Raw genomic sequence first — 22,594 nt, 5'->3', positions numbered from 1 at the left:
ATCGTCATCGGCAGACTCTGCTGCATCGGCAGCTGGCTCAGGGCTTCCCATGTCAGTATCGCCGCCCATAGACGCAGTCACGCGACTTTCTTCCTCAGCAGCTGGGATTTCCTCTTCCTCTGCGCCGTCAAAGTTATCGAAGTCCGCTGAGTCCAGGTCGGCGTCATCAAGCTGGCCTGTTTCAAGATCCAGCGACTCACGGGCCGCAACATCCTCCGGGCTTTCTGCCTTTCCTTTGCGCCGCATCAACCACCACCATGCCAGACCACCTAGAAGCGCCAGGTTCGCTACACCCAGTAGTACGTAAATCCACCAGGCGACGCCAGACTCTTCTTCGGTTTCAACTTCTTCTGTCGCAACCTGCTCGCTATACCTCGCCGCAAGGTCGGGGACGACTTCCTCTGGTGCCGGAGTACTCACATCCTGCGAAGGCACCTCTTCAGATTGAGGTTGCTCTTGCTTAGATTGATTATCAGGCGACGCAGCGGATTCTGCAGCACCCCCCTCGTTTTCGGCGGGATCATCTTCCGAACTGGCCGTGCCTGCGACTTGCGGCTGCTCAGGCATCATAGATGCCAAGGCCGCTCTTTCAGGAGCACTTTCAGACACAAGAGGAAAAGTCACAGGGATGCTCTCGGGTTTACTTTTGAATGTCTTACCGCTGGCAGACACTCCCCGAATATTAAGCATGATCTCGTAGTTCCCCGGCCCCTTGTCGGCCATGAGCGCCAACTCCCAGGCATCGTTTTCTCCCGAATACTCCATCGCATTAATCATGGAACTGCCATCCGGGCTCGATATTCTGGAAATCACACGTGACAAACTGGTATCAACGAGGTCGCTCTGAGGGTAAACACGCACATTAAGAATTTGCTGATTCACATCGGGCTCAACCTCCACGCGCATCGGCTCTGCCAGTGTCGCCGTCAGGACCTGCTTACGCTCAAATGTACGCCCCTGGGCGTTAATCTCGAGTCGGTACTCCCCTGGCTGATTCAATCGACTGAGAGTCTCTCTGAAGATACCGTCAACTGGGAGGCTTTCCGGGTCGGACAACAACTTACTTCCGGTGCGCCCATCGGGGGCTGTGACCTGCAGGCTGACATCCGTCAACTGCAGAATGGTTTCTTCATCGACCGTTTCACCCTCATTTTCAAGGGACATTTCGAGCTGAACTGGTACACCTGAAAACAAACTCCCCGGAAGCCCCGTCACTTTCAATTTGAGATCCGATAAGATCTGCACACGACTGTCTGGCGCGACATCAGCGTCGGCAGCCCATTCTCCGTCCTCGGGAGATTTAACGGTAATCAGGTCAAAATTAAGATCATGATGCCAGCGAACATCCGCAGAGGTCGCCGCAGAATTCTGAGAGATACGCAAACCTGAAGGCGACACCAGCTCTGTAGGTTTACTGGAAGCCGCTCTGAAGATCAGCGCGGTAAATTCGTTAACGCTTGGATCAATATTGAAGGTATTACCAACAAGCGGGACCTGCTCGCTTGGTACCGCGCGATCAAATGCTTTCAGGAAAGCAGGCATCAGTTCGTCATTAGTATGGGCTTTCAGGGCGAGACCGTCGGTTTCCATAGCCAACTGCCCAAGCATGGAGACATCGGCAGCGTCCGATAATGCGAGCGTGTGAATGCGGACATTCTTCGACATGTACTCAGGAAGAACGGCGCTGATGAGCCTTTCGCGAGCGGCAGTATTCGCCGCTGTCTCCGGGTCACCACCGGAGGTATCCATATCAATCCGACCGTCGGTCAGAAGAATGACTGTCTGATCAAACTGACTGTTCTGAGTTGCCTCGTAAAGTGCTCGGTCAAGGGCATCCACGAGATTTGTATTGAGGCCAACTGAACTGATATCCCCACTCGCCGCACGTGCCTTCTGGCGCCAGGCTTCATCTACCGTACCCAGGGGAACCAACATATTTACGTAACGTCCGAAGGTCCATACGCCTGCACGGGCCCCCTCCGGCAGAAGTTCCGTCAACAGATTCAGTGCAGGGCGTCTGAGGTTCTCCGGGTCCGTTTCCTTCATACTGCCAGAGATGTCGATCACGATTCGTACATCCGGCGCAGGTCCCTCGTCGGCCCAAACACTTACGGACAAGAGGGTAAACAGTACCGTCAGGCAAATCGTTCGGAAAAACAGCATAGAAGCTCCGACTCCCTTTAACTCAGTCAAAATCCAGCTCAGTCAAAATCAGAGGCTATTTTCGAGAACACGACGACCTTTCTCTGTGATGTGCCAACGCACACCATTTTTACCACTGACCTTACCGGCCAGACTTCGGGTCGTCAGTACATGCAGTGTTTTAAGAACAGTAGATTCTTCCTGATTACACTCACGACACACCCCCGCCAGAGATCGGAAGATATACCGGCCATTCGACAGAATCTTGAGGATTTGGGTAGACGTGGTGTCCAGCTCCTCGGATACGTTTGCCATTTGCGGGTCATAGCCGCTCATGTCCTTCTCGGTTTCTGTATCAATCAAAGGAAGAAGCTCATTCTGAATGATACGCAAATCCTGTTCGACTTCTTCTGAACGCTGACGAGCTACGTTCGCTTCGTTGAGAATCCGGTCCGACATGTTATCGATAACAAATCGGCTAAGCAGCGCAGAAACAAGACAGAAACCCGTAAAGATCAGCAGTTGCGAGGGATCACCCTGACTCTCCAGAACCAGCTCGCTGTTCACCATATCCAGAACAACCGGTACCAGGAAAGATGCGCCCACACCGACCACCAGAAATCGCGGAAGGCTTGCCGAATCCGGGTCTTTATCACCGTACAGGTAAAAGTTCACCAGACCGCCGAAGATCCCTGCAAGAAGCATTACGGTAGCAAGAATGAATATATGGTTAGCCATTTTCTAAACCCTCAGTAGCACCGCGAGGTGCCTGTGTCACTAATCAGACATGCGTTTTAAATTCTGTGCCCAATCTGGGCACGGTATGAATTAAAACTAGCAAAGTTTTGAGAGTTAGCCAGAAAAGTACGTATCAGCGTGTAAGTCACAGCAGAACTAAGATACAGGTAGGACACGGAAGCATGTTCTGTTGTGGCACAACGAGCACGCTGGCAGGCAAAAAGACGTTGACTTACGGGCAAGGCACCAGGCCTTGCCCCTGAATCAACGGAAAGGATTCCCCTTAACGGGCGCAGTCTTCCTGACCGCTTTCGCAGAAGGTTTATCCCCTTCTTTCTGCTTGTCAGGCTTGGGAGCAAGTCCTGCCAACAGGCCGACGAAAGTCACCGACAGAGCAATCCCCGCAGAGACTGCAAACCAGGGAATAAACGGCTCAAGCCCAGCCACACCCTCAGATATCAAAGCAAAAGGAGCAGCGATAAACCCAGGCGATAAGACTTCTGTATCAGCATCTGGAACAGGCACCGGCGTAAAAATAATGATGGCGCCTACAGCGCTGTAGATGTGGTAACCAATACCACGGGCCTTCACCCAGAACGCCATTTTTCCCCAACACCAGAACCCAAGCAGGCCTGCGAGAACATAAACGGCCCAAAAGGCAAAATAATCAGTCAGGCTTTCCATATAATGTGATCTTCCCAGTCCTCTTCATTCACGAGATTATCGGCAATACCCTTACCTCGCAGTGAAATATCTGCACGATGCACAGACTCAGCATCTCCGCTGATAAGGGGATGCCACTCCTTGAGAGGCTTGCCCTCCGCAACCAGGCGATAACCGCAGGTCTCCGGTAGCCAATGAAACTCAGAGGCCTGCTCAGGTGTTAACCAGACACAATGAGGAACATGGGCCTGGCGTTCCTGATAGACGGTGCACTGGCAATTGCTTTTATCCATATAGCGACAGTGCACATCCGTGTAATAAACATCCCCACTGTCTTCGTCTTCGAGTTTATGCAAGCAACACAAAGCACAGCCATCACAGAGAGACTCCCACTGCTCACGGCTCATCTCGTTTAACGGCGTTGTTTCCCAGAAGCGCTTATCAGCACTCATTCATCGTCCTTACGACAAAAGAGGTCAAGCATATAAGTCTCTTTAGCTGGAGGCATCTGCAGATAAAAACCCTTTTCTTCGATATCCGCCAGTACCTTTTCTGCATCGGCTCTACCGAGGTTTTTTTCTGGAGTGAGCAGTAAAGTCAGAGCCAGCTCGGGCTTACCAAACATCTCCATCAACTCTTCAGGCACTCTTGCCATACCCTCTTTTTTTTCAACGTAGAGGTACATCTCATCCTTGCGACGTGTTTTATAAACGTCACACAATACGCGCTTATTCGCCGTCATAATTTATTGCCTGATTTCGTTCAGGTGCACCAACAGGGCATCACCTATTTCTGTTTTTCTCCACCCCATGAGCAAGGGCGGCAACTCATTTTCTGGTGCACGAATCAGTGCTTCCAGTGTTTTTTTATTTGCCAGCATTTCGGGCGGTATGTCGAGCGCCTCTGCTTTTTTCACCACGCCTTTTTTAAGCAACTTCATCAGATTGCCGTCTTCAACAGAAAGTGGTCGCTGCAATAGTTCAGGCCATTCCTCTGAATCCAGACTCTGCGCACGCTGAATTATCTGCAATAGCTGTTTTCCGCATTCTTTAATGATGTTGGCACGCAGACCGGCTTTATAAAGCTGATCCCGATTCCTCGCTCTGAACCGGGAGAGATTCCAAAGTGCGGGATCATCTGCAACCTTGTTACGAGGCACATCGCGTGAACGCGCTTCTTCCTCGCGCCATATTGCCAACTGCTGCAGAATACTTTGTTCCTGAGGTCGCAGTTTCCAGCCCGATTTCACTTTCTGAAATGCACTGCTGTAATCGGTGTCCGGCTGACTTGCTGCCAGTACTAACCGGGCGCACTCTTCCTCAACCCAGGATTCCCTACCGAGTTTTTCCAATCTGTGTTTTAGCAGAGGATAAATCTGAAAAAGGTAAAAAACATCGGCCGTCGCATACTCCATCTGTACCGACGTTAACGGTCTCTGTAGCCAGTCGGTTCTGGTCGCTTCTTTGGGGATATCAAGCTCAAGCAACTCGCTGACGGCACGTTGAAAGCCCACAGAGCCACCATATCCAGACAGCGCCATCGCTATCTGAGTATCAAACAGAGGCGTGGGCACTGAATCGAATATCCGTTTGCATACCTCAAGATCTTCCGCACAGGAGTGGAATACTTTCACCACATCCGGGCATAACATCAAGGCTCTGAAGGCACTCCAGTCATTAATTTCCAGAGGATCAATCAGTGCGCATGATTTATCATCAGCCACCTGAATCAGACCTGGCTTAGGATAAAAAGTGCTGGTTCTGACAAACTCGGTATCGACCGCAAGGTAGACCGCTGAAGACCACTTTGCACAAGCATCATTCAGCTGCTTGTCCGTCGCTATCCATTCTGGCACGGGTACTTCAGTCTGTTCTGTATATTCAGTCAATCATGACCCCTTAATATCTCGCACGCCCGCTCAACACTGACGCGTTCTCCTCCCCGACCCGTGCGACGGAAAATATATTCAGCCGTCGTTCGCCCTTCAACCGAATCACTACTGAGCACCAATAATGATGCGTCGGGGAAAGCCTCTACGGACGCAAGCAGGTCGTCCATACATAATTGTGACGGGCCGGTACCATTAGCTGGCGACAACTCGCCGTGCAACACAAAAAGCGGACCACAATAATCGACAAGCATCGAAAGCTGTTCAAGTAGCATTTCTGTCGACGTAACGACAAAGAATCTGGCGGCATCGTCACCAGACTGACAGTCCTGCTGGCACTGTATCCGATTGCAGTGCTTGCAATGCTCTGAATGCTTTATGCGGGTAAGGATGTCAGATAACTGCCCGACATCACCGCGATACACCAACCACTCAGCCAGGCGCTCAGCGGCCTGCGCTCCGATTCCGGGCAGGCCGTCTATTGCTTCGCAGAGCAGCTGATAATCACGCGGTCGGCTGGCCATAGATCAGAACGGTAGCTTCATGCCCGCTGGAAGGCCCATGCCAGAAGTCAGTTTCGACATATGCTCCTGGTTGTTCTGTTCGATTTTACGAACAGCGTCATTGACTGCTGCTGCCAGAAGATCTTCCAGTAACTCTTTCTCTTCTTCCATGATTGAGTCATCAAGATCTACGCGCTTAACATCGTGACGGCCAGTCATAACCACTTTCACCAGGCCCGCTCCAGCCTCACCCGTCACCTCCGCAGAGGCCAACTCTTCCTGAGCTTTGGCCATCTGCTCTTGCATCTTCTGCGCCTGCTTCATCAGGTTGCCCATTCCACCTTTAATCATGCGTACCTCTCTTCAATTCTTCTGGTCAATTCTTAGATAACATTCAGGTATTCGGGCGTACAGTGTCTTCAATAACCTGTCCGCCTAATTCATTAATAATCTGGTCTACCAGCGGGTCACTATCGATTGCCTGACGCGCGGAATACAGCGCATCTGCCAGCAAACGCTGACGACGCTGCTCTGGGGTTTCACCGCGTGTCGCAGTCAGCGTCATGATGAGTGTGACGCCCGGTAAAAGCTCCCTCAACGCAGCCGTGATTCTCTCCCGCTGCGTATCGTTGTACAACGCCCCTTGTGCGGGGTCGACATCAAATTCAAGCACTGCAGCGCCGGATGAATCGTCCCTTCTGATAAGGGCACTGTTTCTGGCAATTGCCATTGGCAGGCCAGCAAGAGCGAGATGGTCAACCCACATATGCCAGGTGTGGGGAGCAAGTTCCGGCAGCTCATCGACACTGGCAACGACGCCCGCTTCATCCTCATCAGGAGTTGGCTGTTCGGTATTTTGCGAAGTGCCATCGGCAACAGCCGTTTCGACCGGATTATCCATCAGATCTGCCAGTGATCCATCCCGTCGATCCTGAGCACCTCCAGCACGAACGTCCGCTGACTTAACTGGCTCTGGCTGAATTAATTCAGGTTTCGTTGCTTCCGGCGAAATTGTTTCTGGACTTGCGGCTTCTTTAACATCATCGAAAGAGCGCACATCATCGACCGAGTCAACATGATCGTCTGCGTGATCAGCTTCCGTCGAATCACTCTCATCTGTATTGGCCACGTCAGAATAAGAATTGACTCTGGTGTCGGCAGTTTCTGCATCAGCAGGAGGATCTTGTACCGGTGCAGCGTGAGACGCTGAGGTCTGAGGAAAGGGCTGCGGAGAGGCCTCTGCTGTCTCTGATGCCTGCACGGAAGCAGCTGGCTCAGAGATGACTGACTCAGTAGCGGCCGCTTCAGCCACTGGGATATCCTGGGCATCGTCGACGGCTGTTTCAGTCTTTGATTCAGCATTCAATCCAATTTCTGGATCAACCTTTGTCTCAGACGGAACCGTCGTCAGTGGCTTTTTTTTTTCGAGCGCCGAGACCAGGTCAAGTTCAGGTACAACGTCAGGCGCAGGACGGAAGGCCAACATGCGCAGTAGAATCATCTCGAATCCTTGACGCGGCTCGGGGGCCATCGCCAGATCCTGACGGCCCTGCAGCGCGATCTGGTAACACAGCTGCAAATCTTCAGCAGGCATTGCCATCGACAACTGCAGAATCGCTTCCCGATCGCCTTCGGCATTATCAATCGCATCGGGAACAACCTGAGCGAGCGATGCACGATGCCAGATATGCAGAAGCCCTTGGAGGATTTCATCGTAGTCTGGTGAGTGCTCTGCCATTGATGCGGTTTCAGCCAGAATTTCACTGGCATCGGCTTTGGCCATAACTTCAGCCAACCTGAACAATCTTCCGCGGTCCATACTCCCCAGCATGGAGTTAACCTGAGACTCGTGCACCTCACCTTCGCCAAAAGCGATGGCCTGATCGGTGAGGCTCAAAGCGTCTCGCATACTGCCCTGTGCTGCGCGCCCAAGAGACCACAGCGCGGGCTCGTCGTAAGGGACTGACTCTGCCTGCAGTACTTTGCCTAAGTAACCCACAATACGCTCAGGCGTCATGTTTTTGAGGCTGAACTGCAAGCAGCGGGAAAGAATCGTAACAGGAAGCTTCTGAGGATCGGTTGTCGCGAGAAGAAACTTAACGTGCTCGGGAGGCTCTTCCAGCGTCTTCAGCAGTGCATTGAAGCTATGCGTTGACAGCATATGCACTTCGTCAATCAGATAAACTTTAAAGCGGCCGCGGGTCGGTGCGTATTGCACATTATCGAGAAGTTCACGAGTATCTTCGACCCTTGTGCGGGATGCAGCATCCACCTCAATCAGATCGACAAAACGTCCCTCCGCAATCTCTCTGCAGGAGGAGCATTCACCACACGGCCTGGCGCTGACGCCCTGCTCACAGTTAAGGCATTTAGCCAGAATCCGGGCAATTGTCGTTTTGCCCACGCCGCGCGTGCCAGTGAACAGATACGCATGATGGAGACGCCCTTCATTGAGCGCATTGATAAGCGCGCGCAAGACGTGCTCTTGTCCGACCATTTCATCAAAGAAACGTGGACGCCATTTTCTCGCAAGTACCTGATAACTCATGAAAATCTATTCGGCCTGAATACCTGTATTCAAGTCGCATGATAACTGGATCAGCGGGTAAAGTCAGTGACAATATGGAAAGGAAAAACTGGAGATGACCTCTGCCAGCCACACCCCGGCACACGAGTCGACCACTACCGTTGCTTCCTTCCGGACCTGGCGGGGTTCGCGGTGTATCGTTGCGAGGGGACCGACAAAGGCCACCATAACGCCCCGCGATCAGCGGGGAGGCGTACATTAGCCAAAACACGCTTCAGAATCAAGATCTTATGAACAATTCATTGCGTCAGAGATGAAGCCACTGCTCCAATGCTTTGGTAATGACTTCAGCGCGGGACAAGCCTAACTCATCCGCCGCATCATCAAGAGCAGCAACGACATGGGCAGGAAGTTTCACCTCAAGACGGTGCAGCCCGGCGTGCTTATCACGCATTCGCTGACTGCGCTTATTCAACCGGGACTGATGAGTTCTGTCATAAGGGTTACTGCGTGGTCGGCCCGGCCCTGACGAGCTGAACATATCTATCGTTGTTCTGTCTTCCGGCTGGACCGACATGGAGCTACCTTAACTGCACATTCTGAATACTGCGATCATGAAGATTGGCAGCAAGCGCCGCCAAAGCGTGAATTATCCCCGAGAAATGCACAAAAGCAACTGACAGAGCTTACCAGTCCCCGCTTTTAACGAATCAGACTTGTCATAGTGCCGCGAGCACAATACTGTAACCGAGTACTTTATTGAAAAAGCGACAGCAGAGCTGCAATGACACAGAAGCCTCAAGCGTTACCCTATTCCCTCGCGACACAAACGATTCACCCAGACTCTCTCGACTTCAGAACAACCGCGGACATTGAGCCGTTTCATGGTGTTCTGGGCCAGGAGCGTGCCGTCAATGCAATCCAGTTCGGCGTTGCCATGGAACGCCCCGGTTACAACATTTTTGTTATGGGCGATACCGGTACAGGACGCTCCTCTTACGTGCGCGACTATTTAAAAAGCGAAGCCAAGCGCCAGAAAACGCCTGACATCTGGTGCTATGTAAACAACTTCAACAATCCGCGTGAACCAAAAGTTCTGGCACTGCTTCCCCAGGAGGCCAGCGACTTCCGCGGTCTGATGACTGAATTGATTGATCAGCTGATTGCCAGCTTCCCTGCTGTTCTGGAGCACCCGACCTATCAACAAAAGAAATCGGCGATTGATTATACGTTTAACCGCCGTTACGACCGGGCGATAGAGACAGTAGAACGTGAAGCTCATAAGCGTGGCGTCGCCGTATACCGGGACTCCAACGCCATCAGCTTCACCCCGATGCGGGAAGGCAAAGCACTGGATGAGACAGAATTCGCGCAGCTTTCCGAAGAAGAACGAGAGACATTCCATAACGACATTGCTGAACTCGAGCACATGCTCAGCGAGCAGCTTGCAGAATTGCCTCAGTGGAAACGCGAAAGCAGTAACGAGCTTCGCCGCCTGAATCAGGAAACCATCCGCGAAGCCATTACACCGCTACTGGCTCCAATTCGCGAAGCCTTCTCACATCACGAACCCGTGATGGACTACATCACCGTAATGGAAGAGCATTTGCCGTCTGTCGTCCTCGAAGAACTGGTCGAAGAGCGCCTGATGGACTTGCGCGAAGAGTATGCGAAACGCAGCAGCCTTGAAGATTCACTGCTGCCAAATATCGCAACACATCATGCCCCTGACAGCGGCGCCCCTGTCATCTATGAGCCACATCCCTCGTATGCCAATCTGGTAGGAAGAATCGAATACGTCAGTGAGCAAGGGGCTCTGGTTACTAATTATCAGAAGATTGCACCCGGCGCCCTGCATAAAGCCAACGGCGGCTACCTGATTCTGGATGCTGAAAAAGTATTGTCTGAACCCTTTGTCTGGGACGCACTGAAACGCGCACTGCAGTCCAACGAACTTAAAATGGAATCGCCGTATTCGGAGGTGGGTCTTCTTAATACCACATCGCTCGTGCCCGATGTCATCCCGCTCGATTTTAAGCTGGTCCTCATAGGCTCACGCCAGATTTACTACCTGTTGCAGGAATACGATGAAGACTTTAAACGCTTGTTCCGGACTCTGGTTGATTTCGATAGCGACATCGAATTAACCGAGCCTCATGTGCAGGCCTATGCTCAGCTACTGAAGAGCCGTATTGAGGAACAGCAGTACGCTGACCTCGACAAAGAAGCAGTCGAACGTATGGTCAGGCACAGCGCACGCCTTGCAGAACAGCAGGATACACTCAGTGCACTGATCGGCGATCAGTTTGACCTGCTCGCAGAAGCAGACTTCATCCGTAAGCTGGCACAGGACGAATTAATTACCACGACGCACATCGACCGGGCACTAAAAGCAAAGCAGGAACGTACCGGGCGTGTATACGATAAGCTCTTTGAACAGATGCTGGACGGTACGGTTCTGTTAGAGACGACCGGCACCGCCATCGGCAAGATCAACGGGCTCACGGTAATGTCACTGGGCGATACCAGCTTCGGCTCCCCCGCCCGAATCACAGCTTCGGTCTATCCCGGCTCGAAAGGCATTGTCGATATCGAACGCGAGGTTGCTCTGGGCCAGGCAATTCACTCGAAAGGCGTCATGATTCTCTCTGGCTTCCTCGGCAACCGCTATGCTCAGAAGTTCCCATTAGCAATCTCCGCTCACATCGCCATGGAACAATCCTACGGCTATGTTGATGGCGACAGCGCCTCAATGGCCGAATTAATCTGCCTGATCTCAGCGCTGATCCACTCACCCATCGACCAGAGTTTTGCCATTACCGGCTCAGTTAATCAGTACGGTGAAGCCCAGGCTATCGGCGGTGTAAATGAAAAGATCGAGGGATTCTTCCGTTTATGCAAAGCCCGCGGACTGACAGGCAAGCAAGGGGTGATTATCCCTGCCGCGAACCAGCGGAATCTGGTTTTACATGACGATGTACTGGAGGCGGTAAAAGCTGGGGAGTTTCATGTTTACTGTGTTCGCCATGTTGACGAAGCCATTCACCTGCTACTGGACCGCGAACCAGGCATCGCCGACGCCGACGGAAACTTCCCCGAGGGCAGCGTAAACGGAGAGATCATCAAGCGACTGGAGGCCATCGCACGTATGGCAGACCCGTCCAGTAAAACTGACAACTCTCAGAAAGATAACGCCGGCGATAAATAAGCCCAAAAAAAGGGCTGAAATCTCAGCCCTTTTTGATGCCCACCCCTGAAAACACACGATATGCTTTAAGCGATCCGAACAGGGTGGCGCCCTTTAACAATGAGTGAAACCAACTGGTCGTAGAGCATTGAATAATCAACGGGTTTACTGATCACACAATCCATACCCGCCTCCAGACACTCCTGCCGCTCAGCATCCGATACACCAGCAGTCAAAGCCAACACCGGCAACTCTCCGCCCTCTGCTCGCAAAATTCGTGTGGTATCCATCCCTCCAAGTTCAGGCATGTGGCAATCCATAATGATGGCATCTGCACCTCGCCATGCCCCACTATCAAGAAGCGCCCGACCATTATCAAAAACAGCAACAATCAGGCCTTTCTTTTCGAGGATCACCTGTAGGGTTCGCTGATTTGTCGCGTCATCTTCACACACAAGAACCTGATAGGCCGGCCCTCCCTGAGCAGTGGCCACTGGCGAACTGTCGATACCGAGTGGCACCTCAAGCCAGAATGTCGATCCTTTCCCCTGACGACTAGTGACTCCAACGCTTCCGCCCATCAATGAAGCCAGGTCATGACAGAGACTCAGACCCAGTCCGGTTCCACCATACACTTCTGCCGTGGCTTCCGTTTCCTGAACGTATGGTTTAAAGACCGAGGTGAGACGATCCGGAGCGATGCCTATTCCAGTATCCGTTACGGAAACGAACAAGGCCCATTTATCGCTAGTTTGCGTACCCGTCAAGCGCACGGCAACCTGACCGCCTGCCGGTGTAAATCGTGCCGCATTACTGAGGAAGTTAGATAACACCTGACGCAGCCTGGCCTGGTCGCCTACCAGATTCAGAGGGACTTCCTGCGAAGCTTCGCACGAGAGCCGGATACCTTTCTGACGCAGAATCGCTTCGTAAGTTGACGCTGTTTTTTCCAGCCAGTAGCGAACATTAAACGCTGATTCCTGAAGCCGGAACTTACCGGCTTCAATTTTAGCGACATCCAGCACATCATCCACCACACCCAGCAATGTCTGCGTGGTAAATTCAAGTCCCTGAAGCAGCTCAGTCCGCTCGGCTTCATCGGCATCACCAAGAAGTTCGATAATACCAACCATCCCCGTGAGAGGGTTGCGTACTTCATGACTGAGGTGAGCCAGAAACCGTGATTTTTCTTCCAGAGCTTCAGAGGCAAGCTCTCGCTCCCGCTCTGCATTCATCGCAAGCGTGGCGTAATGTTCTGACAGAAGAATGTCCCGATAACCGCGAAGCGCAGTCGTCAGAGAAACATAGAGTCGTTCTTGAGTAGATTCACTCTTGGCGAGGTAGTCATTAATATCGTAATTCTGAACAACACGATATTCCGGAGCAAAGCCGGCCTGTCCCGTACGAAGGATGACCCGGATTTTCTGGTTGTTGAGCTCTTCACGAATATACTCGACCAGCTTAAGACCTGCGTCGTCCTCTTCCATGACGACATCCAGAAACAGAACAGCAATATCGCTGCGGGTAGACAACATCTCTTTTGCGGCGACCGCTGACTTCGCCTCAATAACGGAGACCGTCCGCTGTTCGAAACGGTAACGTGATAAGACGAGCTTCGTAACATCCAATACCGACTGATCATCATCAACGATCAGGACTGGTATTGCGTCAGGCAACAGATCACTGCCTGAGCGCTTGAGTTCTGTTTCTGTCATTCAGCAATCCTTTGCACCATTTTTATACTCAAAGCCCCATCTGCACTCAAAGACCCAGCATCTGCTCCCGTAAACTGGTTTGCACCGGGTCTTCAGACAGCCAGATACCGGCCATCGCCGAACGGAAGTCCAACCCCTCAACAACTTCGAGAAGATCACCGTTGCGGTATATTTCGGTTCCGGCATCGGGGTTGTAAACGAGATCAAAGACATCACCCACGGACAAAGAGTTCCGGAAGGTTTTGATCATAGTTTCAACCTGAGAGCGAATCGGCCCCAAATTTCCGTGTGTGGACCTGACGAAGCCATCCATTGCAGATTCTGCAAAACGATCAGCAGTCACCATATCGGAGATGATAACCACCCGAATATCCAGCGGACTGCCTGAGGCAAGAATCCCGTCAGCGTCTGTTGACACTTCCGGAAGATATAAAGCAGCTACGTAGGCATCCACAAAAAAACGAGAGCGGACGCCGACGCCATTTAAGACCATCGTATGCCCAGAGAAGGTAACTTCTTCCGGCACAGATACACCTTTGAGTTTCACGTCTGCCAGTGCACCGGAAGCACAAAGCGCCAGCGCAGCGACCAGACAACATGATGAGACCATTTTTATAATCATAGGCAATTCCTTTAATGCTGAGACATAGTTTCAGCGTTTGCCATGAACATTACAAGATAAGCCTCAACGTGCACACAGTCTGGCCCGAGCGGCCATCCAATTAAATGGCCTTCCCAGCGAAACAATCAGTGAAAATCGCGCAGGTTTTTCTGAACAAATCTTAAAGTCAGGCCAACCAGATTTTCACCGCTATCATAGAATCGGTCATCCAGCTGCGCGATTTTATCGGCGTGCTCACTCTCGATGTTATCAAACGCATCGATACGATCGTCTTCATCGACAGGGACATTGCGATCTGGGAATAATCCTATGATCTGATCAAGCAGAGCTGCTGACACTGGCGCCTTAATGCGCTCCAGTGACTCGAGCGTATCTTCCGCCCGCGCGCCTGCTTCGTGGTGAACGAACTGCACAAATCCACCGTTTTCCATCTCTCTCAGTAGTTGATCGAGGCAGAAGACAGTTTTCTCTGCTTCATTCAAGGAATCGAAACCGTTCTCGGCTTCTTTGTCGTAGATCACATCTGTGATCTGCAGAAAGGAATCAGTCTCATCGGCAACATCCAAGGCTGCCTGAATCTCCATGTTCATAGGGTCCTACTCGAAACTCACTTAATTGCCCAAGTAAAAACCACCTTAGCCCAGCAAGCCTCAATTGACAAAGGTTTTCATGCCTCACGGCCGGAATCGACCAATATGTCATTAATTTGCACCGCGGCTGCTTCTGGCAACTCCATAGGAAAGCAATGCCCTCCATCGAATATATGCTGCACTATCTGTTTATTACGTGCCACCGCTCGCCTCACCGCCGGACGAATAAATGGATACGACCGCGTAGCAACAATTATGTCAACAGGTATGCTCACGGCACGAACGGCTTGCCACAGTCCACGAGGGTATGATCCGAATATAGAAGCCTCCCAGCGCGGATCGCAAGCAAGCGTTACCGCCCCAGAATCGGTAATCTCAGCCCCGTAATGCGAAAAGGCTTCCAGCGCACCAGGAGTCCAGTTTCGATACAGAGACTTTGTTGAAAGGTCTGTCCTCAACGCATCTAGGCTGGGCCATTCTGCACGGCGCCGTGAGACCGACCGCACCAGAGACGTTCGCTGCCACAACCCTGTTTTACGCATCAATCTCTGGTAGAAAATAACCTCCCTGCTGAACAGGACCGGATCGAGCAAAACGATTCTGGTGAAGAGATCAGGGTAGCGAGCCGCAGCGAGCAGTGTTACCACGCCTCCCATACTATGACCTATGCCGGTCACTGGCCTGTCTATTCGGGCAGCGATACTGTCGGCAACTCGGTCAGCCATTCTGTTCCAATCTGGCTGCGTGGATACATCAGGCCCTGCCGAACCACCATGTCCTGGCAAATCCGTGAAAAGTAGGGGCTGATTGCCTTGTGAAAGTTCTTCGGCAAGAGGTGCCAAAGTCAGGCCGCAAAAGCCATTACCATGCAGAAAATGAAGCGGCTCACCTTGCCCCTCAGTGCAGTCGTATGTGGCCAGCCCGGCAATCTGTCGGGTGTCCAGAGGACGCCCCGCGCAAATTGCGCCATCTAACGGGAGTTTGTTCACTTTGCGACCACCCTGTTAAAGAAATTGTAATCATTGCAGGTCTTGGGAACGATAGCCACTGGTGCAGTTCAGAGAGGAGGACTAGTTTGATTGTGATATCCGAACGACCCGAGGAACCAGCCATGACCGCAGCAGTAACGTTAAAAGCATTAGAAGCCAACCGCATGTTTACCGATCTTAAGGATGCAGAGGCGCGACTGGAGCAAGCCAGTCGCGACCTGAAGGCTGGCGTGATAGATGAGGCCACATTTCAGCGCGAAACAGACATCTGCGTAAAGATCATTCGCGCCAGTCAGGATTAAGCGGCAGAAGGAACGCCACTATGGAAACGGAATTCCGGGTCCGGGCTTAAAATCAGCTCACGCTCAATTTCGCGGAACTCATCAATCCGCCATTGGATATCTGTGCCCGCGTATTGTCGGGCAAGCTCAAGATAATCCTGGTAATGACGCCCCTCTGAACGAAGCAGTGAGCGGTAGAATTTAGCCAGAGCCTCATCAAGGTGCGGAACCAGTGCCGCGAACCGCTCACAGGACCGCGCTTCGATAAGCGCACCACAGATAAGCACATCCACCAGTTCATCATCCCCACCCTTGCGAACGACCTCACGCAGGCCTGATGCATATCGCGACGACGACACATGACGATAGTTGATGCCACGTTCTTTCATGATGCCGACCACTTGCTCAAAGTGAAGCAATTCTTCACGGGCAAGCTGGCTCATCTTTTTAAGCAGGTCATCGCGATCGATGTACCGATACAAAAGATTCATTGCTGTAGACGCTGCTTTCTTCTCGCAATTCGCGTGATCAATAAGCAGCAACTCCTGATTGTCTAAGGCAACGTCAATCCAACCGGCAGGTGTTGGACATAGGAGAAACTCATTAATTTCCGCCAGCACATCATCGAGGTTCATGCCTGAGCTTCCTCCGCCACCTGTTCGAGAATATGTCTGATTTCCCCCTCTAACGGGACGGCTTTCTCAGCCACCGGGTCCATAACGCAGAAAGTGACTGTCGCATCGACAATCATCTCTGGTACGCCATCCCTGTTCCGGGTAACCGTTTGCTCAAACACCGCGCTTTTGCTACCGATTTTCGCAACCCGGATGCCAAGATCGAGTACATCATGAATCACCGCAGGGCGACGGTAATTGATGTTGGTATTCACAACCACCATCGACAACCCCAGTGCCGCGATTTTATCGGCAAAGCCAGTGTGCCCCATAAACTCCCAGCGGGCTTCTTCCAGAAACTCCATGTAGCGACCATTATTGACGTGCTGATACACATCAATATGAAATCCACGAACTTTAATCTGAGAGGACATGTCTGCTCCACTGAGGCTGGAAAAATGGCGGGCAAGTTTAGCCGATCACGCCTTTGCTCTCAACGAAGAGAGGCGTATGCCCAGCTCAAGATCAGTACGCAAAGTCGCCAGGACGCGTGTGCGGATCGCCGATGACAGCCCTTTATCCAGAGCTGTCGACTGCCGTTCTGGTAATGCATCTGGCCAGCCGATCGCACGGTCGAGGGTTTCACAGGCATCCAGAACCTGAGCAGCGCCTTTCTTTCCAATACCAGGCACACCCGGAAGATGGTTTGTCTGGTCGCCACACAAAGCCCAATAGTCAGTCAGCTGATCCGGCGCCAAGCCCCAGCGTTGGCGGACGGTCTCTTCATCCCAAAGCAAGCGATCAAAGTGGTTGAGCACAGAAACACGCTCTGAAACCAACTGACAGAACCCCTTATCAGTGGACAAAATAGTGACCTGAAGGCCGCTGCGAGCCGCCCTGTCAGCGACAGTCGCAATAACATCATCTGCCTCCCAGCCTGACATCTGGTACGTATGAATGCCATTACGCTCGAGATCAGCTCGCAGTGCTGCAAGCTCGCTGGCCAGCGCATCGGGCATAGGTAGCCGACCGGCTTTATATTCTGGCCAGAGACGATGACGCCAGGTGGTTTTCTGATCTTCAAATACCATCAGCAGGTGCGTCGCACCCCGCCCATGAAGACTGGCGCCGATGATGTCTATCACTTTATTTCGCGTGGCTTCGGCAGCAAACTCAGAATCCTCGACCGCAGCATAGACTCTGCGTATCAGATTCATTGCATCAATCAATAATAAGTGCATCAGTCAATCTCGCCCGACGCTTGCTGGGCTTGCCATAGTGCGGCGTACCGGCCATTCCGCTGCAATAGCTCTTTGTGCTTGCCGCGCTCCACGATCTGACCATCCTCCAGAACTGCTATTTCATCGGCATCAACCACCGTCGACAATCTATGGGCGATAATCAACGCAGTATGTCCTTCAGACACCCTGCGAATCTCTTTCATGATGCTGCGTTCTGTTTCAGAGTCCAGCGAGGAAGTCGCCTCATCAAAGATCATAATGGCGGGCTTCTTGAGCAGCATACGCGCAATAGCAATACGTTGCTTTTCACCACCAGACAGCTTCAATCCGCGCTCTCCCACAACGGTATCCAGGCCAGCAGGGGTTTCTGCGATCAACCGATCAAGGCTTGCCATCTGAACCACATCCTGAAGTTCGGCGTCACTGGCATCAGGACAGGCATAGAGAAGGTTATTCCTGAGTGTATCGTTAAACAGAACGGTATCCTGCGGAACAATCCCCAAAGCACGCCGTAACGACGTTTGCGAAACATCAACAATCGCCTGATCATCAATACGAATATGTCCGGAAGTCACGTCGTAAAAGCGAAACAGCAAGCGAGTGATGGTCGACTTTCCTGCGCCACTGCCACCGACAAGCGCAAGTGTTTTCCCCGCCGGCACAGCAAAGCTCAACTCTCTGAGCACCTCTCGACCATTACCGTAGTCAAACCCCACATGATCGAACACCACCTCTCCACGGCTGATATTCAGTGTTTTCTCAGATCGGTCAGGCACATCGGTTTCAATATCGAGCAAAACAAACATCCGCTCGATATTAGCCACTGACGCTTTAATTTCGCGATAGACAAACCCCAGAAAATTCAGTGGCAGAAACAGCTGAAACATAAAGGCGTTAACCAGAGTAAAATCACCAAGAGTCATTTCACCGACGAGCACATAGTGAGCTGCCGACATCAACATACAGGCCATCGCCACCGAAATAATCAGTGCCTGCCCACTGTTCAGAGTAAATAAAGAAAGACGATTCATTCTCCTGGCTTTCTCCCAGCGTGCCAGTGAACCGTCATAGTCACTCGACTCGCGCTCTTCCGCAGTAAAGTACTTCACTGTTTCGTAATTCAGAAGGCTATCAAGCGCACGGGCATGCGTTGATGAATCCATCTGATTTGCTTCACGGACATAGCGCGTGCGCCATTCTGTGATCTTCACCGAATATGCAACATAGAGCACAACGGCCACCAGGGTGATGCCCGCAAAAATGGGCGGATAATTAATCAGCAGCAGAACAATAACCAGACCGAGTTCAAGAAACGTCGGAAGAATATTGAAAATCAGAAAACGCATAAGGAACGAAATACCGTTTGTTCCTCGTTCGATGTCGCGCTGCAGAGCCCCAGTCTGCCGATCAAGATGAAATGACAAACTCAGACTGTGAAGATGACGAAACAGTGCCAGCGACATTCTGCGCATCACCCGTTCAGCAACACGTCCGAACAATAAGTCCCTCAACTCCCCTGCAAACACGGTCATGAAACGGACAGCGCCGTATGCCAGCAACAGCAATAACGGAAAGGCCGCCCACCAGTTTTCGCCAATGGTGCCCGAGGCATCCAGATGATCAACCTGATACTTAAGTAGAAAAGGCATAACGACGCTGGCCAGCTTAGCCAACAACAAACAGGCCATCGCCCCGATGACGCGACCTCGATACTCCAGAAGAAAGGGCCAGATAGTAGTCAGCCAACGACGAACGCGCAGTTTGTCAGGCATGTCCACCGGTGTTGACTGGAAGCTTCTCATTGGCGGTATAACCTGTTAGATATAGTCAAAAGGCCAAAGAGCATAAGGTTCACCTCAACGTGATTCAACGCATTTCCCGCCTTAACGCGGCTTTGCCAGAACTGGCAGAACTTGAGTCCCTCATTGAAGAGGGCAAACAGTACATGCGGATTCGCGTGCCTGCTCACATTCAGCATAAAGGCGAGCACCTCCCTTTCTACGTTCTTGAAATGGGCAGCGTAGCCAAAGACGCGCCTGTCCTCGCACTCGTTGGTGGAGTTCACGGGGTCGAAAGAATTGGCACCCAGGTCATTCTTTCATTTATGAAAAGCCTTGTGCGTCGACTGCACTGGGACCCGGTCGTGCGGGATCAGCTTGAACATCTAAGACTGCTGATTATCCCTATAGTTAATCCAGGCGGCATGGCAGAAAATACTCGCTGCAACCCAAACGGTGTCGACCTGATGCGAAACGCACCGGTCGAAGCTGAGGGCAAAACGCCCTGGCTGGTGGGAGGGCAACGTATCAGCGCCTCCCTGCCGTGGTACCGAGGTATCGCAGGCGGGCCTATGGAGCCAGAAAATCAAGCATTAACGGACGCGATTCATCACGCTCTGCGCGATCAGAAATACTGCATCAGCCTTGATTGCCACTCGGGCTTTGGCACACGCGATCGCCTGTGGTTTCCTTACGCAAAAAGCACAGCACCATGGCCCGGCATAGGTGCGGCGCATACACTGACAGAGCTGTTCGAACACAGTTTCCCCAGTCATGAGCAATATCTATTTGAACCTCAGGCGCACAGCTATACCACGAACGGCGACATGTGGGATTACCTCTACGATGATTACCGGGCCATGCAACCAGAAGGGTGTTTTATTCCTATCACTCTGGAAATGGGGTCCTGGCTTTGGGTAAAGAAAAATCCTCGCCACCTACTGCGTTATCATGGTCTGTTTAACCCGGTATTACCCCACCGCCAACAGCGTATTCTGCGTCGGCACCTGGTGTTGTTTGACTTCCTGATGTCTGCCGCACGCACCATGCCGCAATGGGCACCGGAGTCCGCCGCCGACCAGACCAGAGCTCTTCAGTCAGCACTGGAACGCTGGTATCCAGGAATGAGTGGAAATATCACACCGGCAGTGTGAAGCGAGCGTCGCTTCCGCTACACTAGGCGCCTGATGTATCTGACGGATTTCCTAATTTTATGCCACGCCTGCAACACCTGCTTGTATCACTCACGTCAGTCGCTTTACTGACCTGCCATCATTCTGTCCTGGCCGATGTCACCGCCGACCTCGGTGTCACCTCTGAATTTGTGCGCGACGGCATCAGTCAGACCAGCGGTAAGGCCGCCTGGCAGGCAGGCATGACAGCCACCCATAACTCCGGGTTCTATGCCGGCGCCTGGGGCAGTAATGTAGATCACGGCAGCGCAGACAGCCTGCACTCTGAATGGGATATGTACGCTGGCGCCAACCTTCCTCTCTGGAGGGCATGGTCTGTCGATGCCAGCCTCACGCGCTTCACCTTCCATGGTGACGCAGACGAAAAAGGCGATGCCTACAATGAGACCGCACTGCGACTCCTGTGGGATAACAATCTGACACTGGGATATCGTGCTGCTGATGGCTACTACGGTAGTGACTACAACCTGCACACACTGGAAACAGCCTACACCTTTCAGACCGGATCATTCTCCATTGAGCTTTACGGTGCCAACCATCGCCTCGATGGTACTGACGACACAACCAACTTTGGTAGCTCAACCGCTGATGATTACTGGCACTTCCGTGTTGGTGCAGCCAGAACCTGGAACCACTGGGATTATCGCCTCACTCTCGAGCGCACTAACCTGGGTGGTGATTTCGATGCCGGCACTCTGATTCAATTCAGCGTTCACCGCTTCTTCCGCATTTGGTGACAGGTTAAGCACTTGAAGTCTTCCACTGGCAAACCGGTACTCGTTTTTCTTCGAGGTCTGATTCGCAGTCGGTATCACTGGCTGAAGTTCCCAGAAAGGTTTGCCGAAGACTTTCAGATTATTGAGCCGGAGTTACCGGGCAACGGCTACCTGTATACAGAAACAACCCCGCCGGACATTCCAGCCATGATGGAGAGCGTGCGCGCTCAGGTTCGCAGCACACATCAAGGTCCTGTAACCATTATTGCTGTCTCTATGGGAGCAATGATTGCTGCAGAATGGGCGCGACAGCACCCCGATGAAATCACCTCACTCCACATGATCAATACCAGCCTGGCCAATATGTCTTATCCGTGGGAGCGCATGACGGCAGTATCATTTTTCAGGCTGCTGTTTTGTTTTGGTGATCGCCTGCGGCTTGAGCGAACCATTTTCGATCAGACCATCAATCGCGAGTTGGGCGTCGGAGAATCCGCCCCCTGGCTTACTTTTGCGAGCGAGCACCCGTTGCGCTGGCGTAACGTATTCGTCCAGCTGATTGCTGCAAGTCGCTATAAGGGACCTACGAGTGCTCCGGTCGATGATGTGTTTTTCTATAACGCTGCCGGCGACAGACTGGTGAAACCGGGATGCACAGCGCGAATTGCACGACGCTGGAAGAAACCCCTGTTTACGCACCCTTCTGCAGGACACGACTTACCAGCAGACGACCCAGAATGGCTTGAACGGTCAATCCGTACTCAGCTCACACACAGCACTTACTGACACCCAGTCGACGCAATCCTGACCAGCCAGACAAAGCGCCGGGAAGGACCCCTGATGAATATAGATAGTATCCGCCAGTTCAACACCACGCGGAAACGACAGTTGCCCATCCTGCTCGATAAACAGCGGCAGGCTGGCAATATTGCGGTAATAACCCAGTAAGGTCGTCTGATCGAATACTAACAAGCTGAAATATTGAGAGTAATCCGCACCCTTCACACGCTCCAGGCCGATCAGGGTCCGATCGCCATGCACGCCAAAGTAATAGTACGAATTCACATGATCCCCCTCGCTGTTATGTATCAACGGGGATTTCATGGTTTCAAGGCACTGTTCAGCCTGCTGAGGGGTTACAGCGTCGGTTGCAAAATAACTCGCTGCATCCTGCGGCTCCAGCGCTGCTGCACCTGGAACCATGAAC

24 protein-coding genes and 1 other RNA gene are annotated in these 22,594 nt (G+C 52.2%); 5 read left to right on the top strand and 20 right to left on the bottom strand.

Going from position 1 to position 22,594, the window contains the following annotated elements; translation table 11 throughout:
* The 11 genes from B2R29_RS12125 to ybfE form a co-directional block, all read right to left on the bottom strand.
* Positions 1 to 2,163, bottom strand: a 2,163-nt coding sequence (locus B2R29_RS12125) for a vWA domain-containing protein (RefSeq protein ID WP_301181300.1), incomplete at its 3' end; no start/stop codon positions are given.
* Between the two features lie 48 nt (positions 2,164 to 2,211).
* Positions 2,212 to 2,880, bottom strand: coding sequence for a YEATS-associated helix-containing protein (locus B2R29_RS12120; RefSeq protein WP_068443108.1), 669 nt, complete (start codon positions 2,878 to 2,880; stop codon positions 2,212 to 2,214).
* A gap of 264 nt (positions 2,881 to 3,144) precedes the next feature.
* Positions 3,145 to 3,564, bottom strand: coding sequence for a hypothetical protein (locus B2R29_RS12115; protein ID WP_301181299.1), 420 nt, complete (start codon positions 3,562 to 3,564; stop codon positions 3,145 to 3,147).
* A complete protein-coding gene (locus B2R29_RS12110) occupies positions 3,552 to 3,995 on the bottom strand; it encodes a YcgN family cysteine cluster protein (RefSeq protein ID WP_301181298.1) in 444 nt (147 codons plus the stop codon). The genes B2R29_RS12115 and B2R29_RS12110 overlap by 13 nt, the downstream gene beginning before the upstream one ends.
* Entirely contained in the window at positions 3,992 to 4,285 is a 294-nt protein-coding gene (locus B2R29_RS12105; protein WP_301181297.1) for a YcgL domain-containing protein, read from the bottom strand. The genes B2R29_RS12110 and B2R29_RS12105 overlap by 4 nt, the downstream gene beginning before the upstream one ends.
* Before the next feature lie 3 nt (positions 4,286 to 4,288).
* Positions 4,289 to 5,431, bottom strand: coding sequence for a ribonuclease D (gene rnd / locus B2R29_RS12100; RefSeq protein ID WP_301181296.1), 1,143 nt, complete (start codon positions 5,429 to 5,431; stop codon positions 4,289 to 4,291).
* On the bottom strand, positions 5,428 to 5,955 hold the full coding sequence (locus B2R29_RS12095; protein WP_301181295.1) for a hypothetical protein: 528 nt from the start codon (positions 5,953 to 5,955) through the stop codon (positions 5,428 to 5,430). Before B2R29_RS12095 ends, rnd begins: the two co-directional genes overlap by 4 nt.
* 3 nt (positions 5,956 to 5,958) lie before the next feature.
* Positions 5,959 to 6,285 carry a YbaB/EbfC family nucleoid-associated protein gene (locus B2R29_RS12090; protein WP_068442809.1) on the bottom strand — a complete coding sequence of 109 codons (327 nt, stop codon included), beginning with the start codon at positions 6,283 to 6,285 and terminating at the stop codon, positions 5,959 to 5,961.
* A gap of 43 nt (positions 6,286 to 6,328) precedes the next feature.
* Positions 6,329 to 8,482 (bottom strand): DNA polymerase III subunit gamma/tau, encoded by a 2,154-nt coding sequence (gene dnaX / locus B2R29_RS12085; protein ID WP_301181294.1) that lies wholly within the window; start codon positions 8,480 to 8,482, stop codon positions 6,329 to 6,331.
* Positions 8,483 to 8,581: 99 nt separating this feature from the next.
* Positions 8,582 to 8,678, bottom strand: an RNA gene (ffs, locus tag B2R29_RS12080) — signal recognition particle sRNA small type.
* A 90-nt stretch (positions 8,679 to 8,768) separates the two neighbouring features.
* A complete protein-coding gene (gene ybfE, locus B2R29_RS12075; protein WP_301181293.1) occupies positions 8,769 to 9,038 on the bottom strand; it encodes a LexA regulated protein in 270 nt (89 codons plus the stop codon).
* A 207-nt stretch (positions 9,039 to 9,245) separates the two neighbouring features.
* On the opposite strand from ybfE, the gene B2R29_RS12070 reads away from it, so the two are divergent.
* On the top strand, positions 9,246 to 11,669 hold the full coding sequence (locus B2R29_RS12070) for a Lon protease family protein (RefSeq protein ID WP_301181292.1): 2,424 nt from the start codon (positions 9,246 to 9,248) through the stop codon (positions 11,667 to 11,669).
* 65 nt (positions 11,670 to 11,734) lie between these two features.
* Here B2R29_RS12070 and B2R29_RS12065 read toward each other — a convergent pair whose 3' ends face one another.
* The 4 genes from B2R29_RS12065 to B2R29_RS12050 all read right to left on the bottom strand — a co-directional run bounded on the left by B2R29_RS12065 (position 11,735) and on the right by B2R29_RS12050 (position 15,564).
* Positions 11,735 to 13,363 carry a response regulator gene (locus B2R29_RS12065; protein ID WP_301181291.1) on the bottom strand — a complete coding sequence of 543 codons (1,629 nt, stop codon included), beginning with the start codon at positions 13,361 to 13,363 and terminating at the stop codon, positions 11,735 to 11,737.
* A 46-nt stretch (positions 13,364 to 13,409) separates the two neighbouring features.
* Complete coding sequence (locus B2R29_RS12060; protein WP_301181290.1) at positions 13,410 to 13,985, bottom strand: chalcone isomerase family protein; 576 nt, start codon at positions 13,983 to 13,985, stop codon at positions 13,410 to 13,412.
* Between the two features lie 125 nt (positions 13,986 to 14,110).
* Positions 14,111 to 14,575: a DMP19 family protein gene (locus B2R29_RS12055; protein ID WP_301181289.1), complete on the bottom strand. Its 465-nt coding sequence runs from the start codon at positions 14,573 to 14,575 to the stop codon at positions 14,111 to 14,113.
* A 77-nt stretch (positions 14,576 to 14,652) separates the two neighbouring features.
* Positions 14,653 to 15,564 carry an alpha/beta fold hydrolase gene (locus B2R29_RS12050; protein ID WP_301181288.1) on the bottom strand — a complete coding sequence of 304 codons (912 nt, stop codon included), beginning with the start codon at positions 15,562 to 15,564 and terminating at the stop codon, positions 14,653 to 14,655.
* Positions 15,565 to 15,686: 122 nt separating this feature from the next.
* On the opposite strand from B2R29_RS12050, the gene B2R29_RS12045 reads away from it, so the two are divergent.
* Positions 15,687 to 15,866, top strand: coding sequence for a hypothetical protein (locus B2R29_RS12045; RefSeq protein WP_301181287.1), 180 nt, complete (start codon positions 15,687 to 15,689; stop codon positions 15,864 to 15,866).
* On the opposite strand, the gene B2R29_RS12040 is transcribed toward B2R29_RS12045, so the two are convergent.
* From B2R29_RS12040 to B2R29_RS12025, 4 genes are read right to left on the bottom strand one after another with little or no spacing between them, the layout of a single operon-like run.
* Positions 15,863 to 16,480, bottom strand: coding sequence for a tRNA-(ms[2]io[6]A)-hydroxylase (locus B2R29_RS12040; protein ID WP_301181286.1), 618 nt, complete (start codon positions 16,478 to 16,480; stop codon positions 15,863 to 15,865). The two genes, B2R29_RS12045 and B2R29_RS12040, sit on opposite strands and share 4 nt — an antisense overlap.
* A complete protein-coding gene (locus B2R29_RS12035; RefSeq protein ID WP_301181285.1) occupies positions 16,477 to 16,893 on the bottom strand; it encodes an acyl-CoA thioesterase in 417 nt (138 codons plus the stop codon). The genes B2R29_RS12040 and B2R29_RS12035 overlap by 4 nt, the downstream gene beginning before the upstream one ends.
* A 45-nt stretch (positions 16,894 to 16,938) precedes the next feature.
* A complete protein-coding gene (locus B2R29_RS12030) occupies positions 16,939 to 17,700 on the bottom strand; it encodes a 5'-3' exonuclease H3TH domain-containing protein (protein WP_301181284.1) in 762 nt (253 codons plus the stop codon).
* Positions 17,700 to 19,472, bottom strand: coding sequence for an ABCB family ABC transporter ATP-binding protein/permease (locus tag B2R29_RS12025; RefSeq protein ID WP_301181283.1), 1,773 nt, complete (start codon positions 19,470 to 19,472; stop codon positions 17,700 to 17,702). Before B2R29_RS12025 ends, B2R29_RS12030 begins: the two co-directional genes overlap by 1 nt.
* An 89-nt stretch (positions 19,473 to 19,561) precedes the next feature.
* On the opposite strand from B2R29_RS12025, the gene B2R29_RS12020 reads away from it, so the two are divergent.
* From B2R29_RS12020 to B2R29_RS12010, 3 genes are read left to right on the top strand one after another with little or no spacing between them, the layout of a single operon-like run.
* Complete coding sequence (locus B2R29_RS12020; RefSeq protein WP_301181282.1) at positions 19,562 to 20,632, top strand: M14 family zinc carboxypeptidase; 1,071 nt, start codon at positions 19,562 to 19,564, stop codon at positions 20,630 to 20,632.
* A gap of 59 nt (positions 20,633 to 20,691) precedes the next feature.
* Complete coding sequence (locus tag B2R29_RS12015) at positions 20,692 to 21,408, top strand: TorF family putative porin (RefSeq protein WP_301181281.1); 717 nt, start codon at positions 20,692 to 20,694, stop codon at positions 21,406 to 21,408.
* Between the two features lie 12 nt (positions 21,409 to 21,420).
* Complete coding sequence (locus tag B2R29_RS12010) at positions 21,421 to 22,173, top strand: alpha/beta fold hydrolase (protein WP_301181280.1); 753 nt, start codon at positions 21,421 to 21,423, stop codon at positions 22,171 to 22,173.
* Here the strand turns inward: B2R29_RS12010 and B2R29_RS12005 are convergent.
* On the bottom strand, positions 22,138 to 22,590 hold the full coding sequence (locus tag B2R29_RS12005; protein ID WP_301181279.1) for a hypothetical protein: 453 nt from the start codon (positions 22,588 to 22,590) through the stop codon (positions 22,138 to 22,140). The two genes, B2R29_RS12010 and B2R29_RS12005, sit on opposite strands and share 36 nt — an antisense overlap.
* Positions 22,591 to 22,594 lie beyond the last annotated feature (4 nt).

Origin of the sequence: Thalassolituus sp. UBA3500, assembly GCF_002377545.1 — a bacterium.
GTDB lineage: Bacteria > Pseudomonadota > Gammaproteobacteria > Pseudomonadales > Oceanobacteraceae > Thalassolituus.
Note: the sequence above shows the minus strand (reverse complement) of the source record. Positions and strands in the feature narration are given on the sequence as shown.

Coding starts and splice junctions, on each gene's coding strand:
- B2R29_RS12025 (WP_301181283.1), bottom strand. CDS start 19,472: ATGCCTGACAAACTGCGCGTTCGTCGTTGGCTGACTACTATCTGGCCC.
- ybfE (WP_301181293.1), bottom strand. CDS start 9,038: ATGTCGGTCCAGCCGGAAGACAGAACAACGATAGATATGTTCAGCTCG.
- B2R29_RS12120 (WP_068443108.1), bottom strand. CDS start 2,880: ATGGCTAACCATATATTCATTCTTGCTACCGTAATGCTTCTTGCAGGG.
- B2R29_RS12005 (WP_301181279.1), bottom strand. CDS start 22,590: ATGGTTCCAGGTGCAGCAGCGCTGGAGCCGCAGGATGCAGCGAGTTAT.
- B2R29_RS12065 (WP_301181291.1), bottom strand. CDS start 13,363: ATGACAGAAACAGAACTCAAGCGCTCAGGCAGTGATCTGTTGCCTGAC.
- B2R29_RS12095 (WP_301181295.1), bottom strand. CDS start 5,955: ATGGCCAGCCGACCGCGTGATTATCAGCTGCTCTGCGAAGCAATAGAC.
- B2R29_RS12040 (WP_301181286.1), bottom strand. CDS start 16,480: ATGAACCTCGATGATGTGCTGGCGGAAATTAATGAGTTTCTCCTATGT.
- B2R29_RS12110 (WP_301181298.1), bottom strand. CDS start 3,995: ATGAGTGCTGATAAGCGCTTCTGGGAAACAACGCCGTTAAACGAGATG.
- B2R29_RS12030 (WP_301181284.1), bottom strand. CDS start 17,700: ATGCACTTATTATTGATTGATGCAATGAATCTGATACGCAGAGTCTAT.
- dnaX (WP_301181294.1), bottom strand. CDS start 8,482: ATGAGTTATCAGGTACTTGCGAGAAAATGGCGTCCACGTTTCTTTGAT.
- B2R29_RS12115 (WP_301181299.1), bottom strand. CDS start 3,564: ATGGAAAGCCTGACTGATTATTTTGCCTTTTGGGCCGTTTATGTTCTC.
- B2R29_RS12035 (WP_301181285.1), bottom strand. CDS start 16,893: ATGTCCTCTCAGATTAAAGTTCGTGGATTTCATATTGATGTGTATCAG.
- B2R29_RS12090 (WP_068442809.1), bottom strand. CDS start 6,285: ATGATTAAAGGTGGAATGGGCAACCTGATGAAGCAGGCGCAGAAGATG.
- B2R29_RS12060 (WP_301181290.1), bottom strand. CDS start 13,985: ATGATTATAAAAATGGTCTCATCATGTTGTCTGGTCGCTGCGCTGGCG.
- B2R29_RS12070 (WP_301181292.1), top strand. CDS start 9,246: ATGACACAGAAGCCTCAAGCGTTACCCTATTCCCTCGCGACACAAACG.
- B2R29_RS12045 (WP_301181287.1), top strand. CDS start 15,687: ATGACCGCAGCAGTAACGTTAAAAGCATTAGAAGCCAACCGCATGTTT.
- B2R29_RS12055 (WP_301181289.1), bottom strand. CDS start 14,575: ATGAACATGGAGATTCAGGCAGCCTTGGATGTTGCCGATGAGACTGAT.
- B2R29_RS12015 (WP_301181281.1), top strand. CDS start 20,692: ATGCCACGCCTGCAACACCTGCTTGTATCACTCACGTCAGTCGCTTTA.
- B2R29_RS12105 (WP_301181297.1), bottom strand. CDS start 4,285: ATGACGGCGAATAAGCGCGTATTGTGTGACGTTTATAAAACACGTCGC.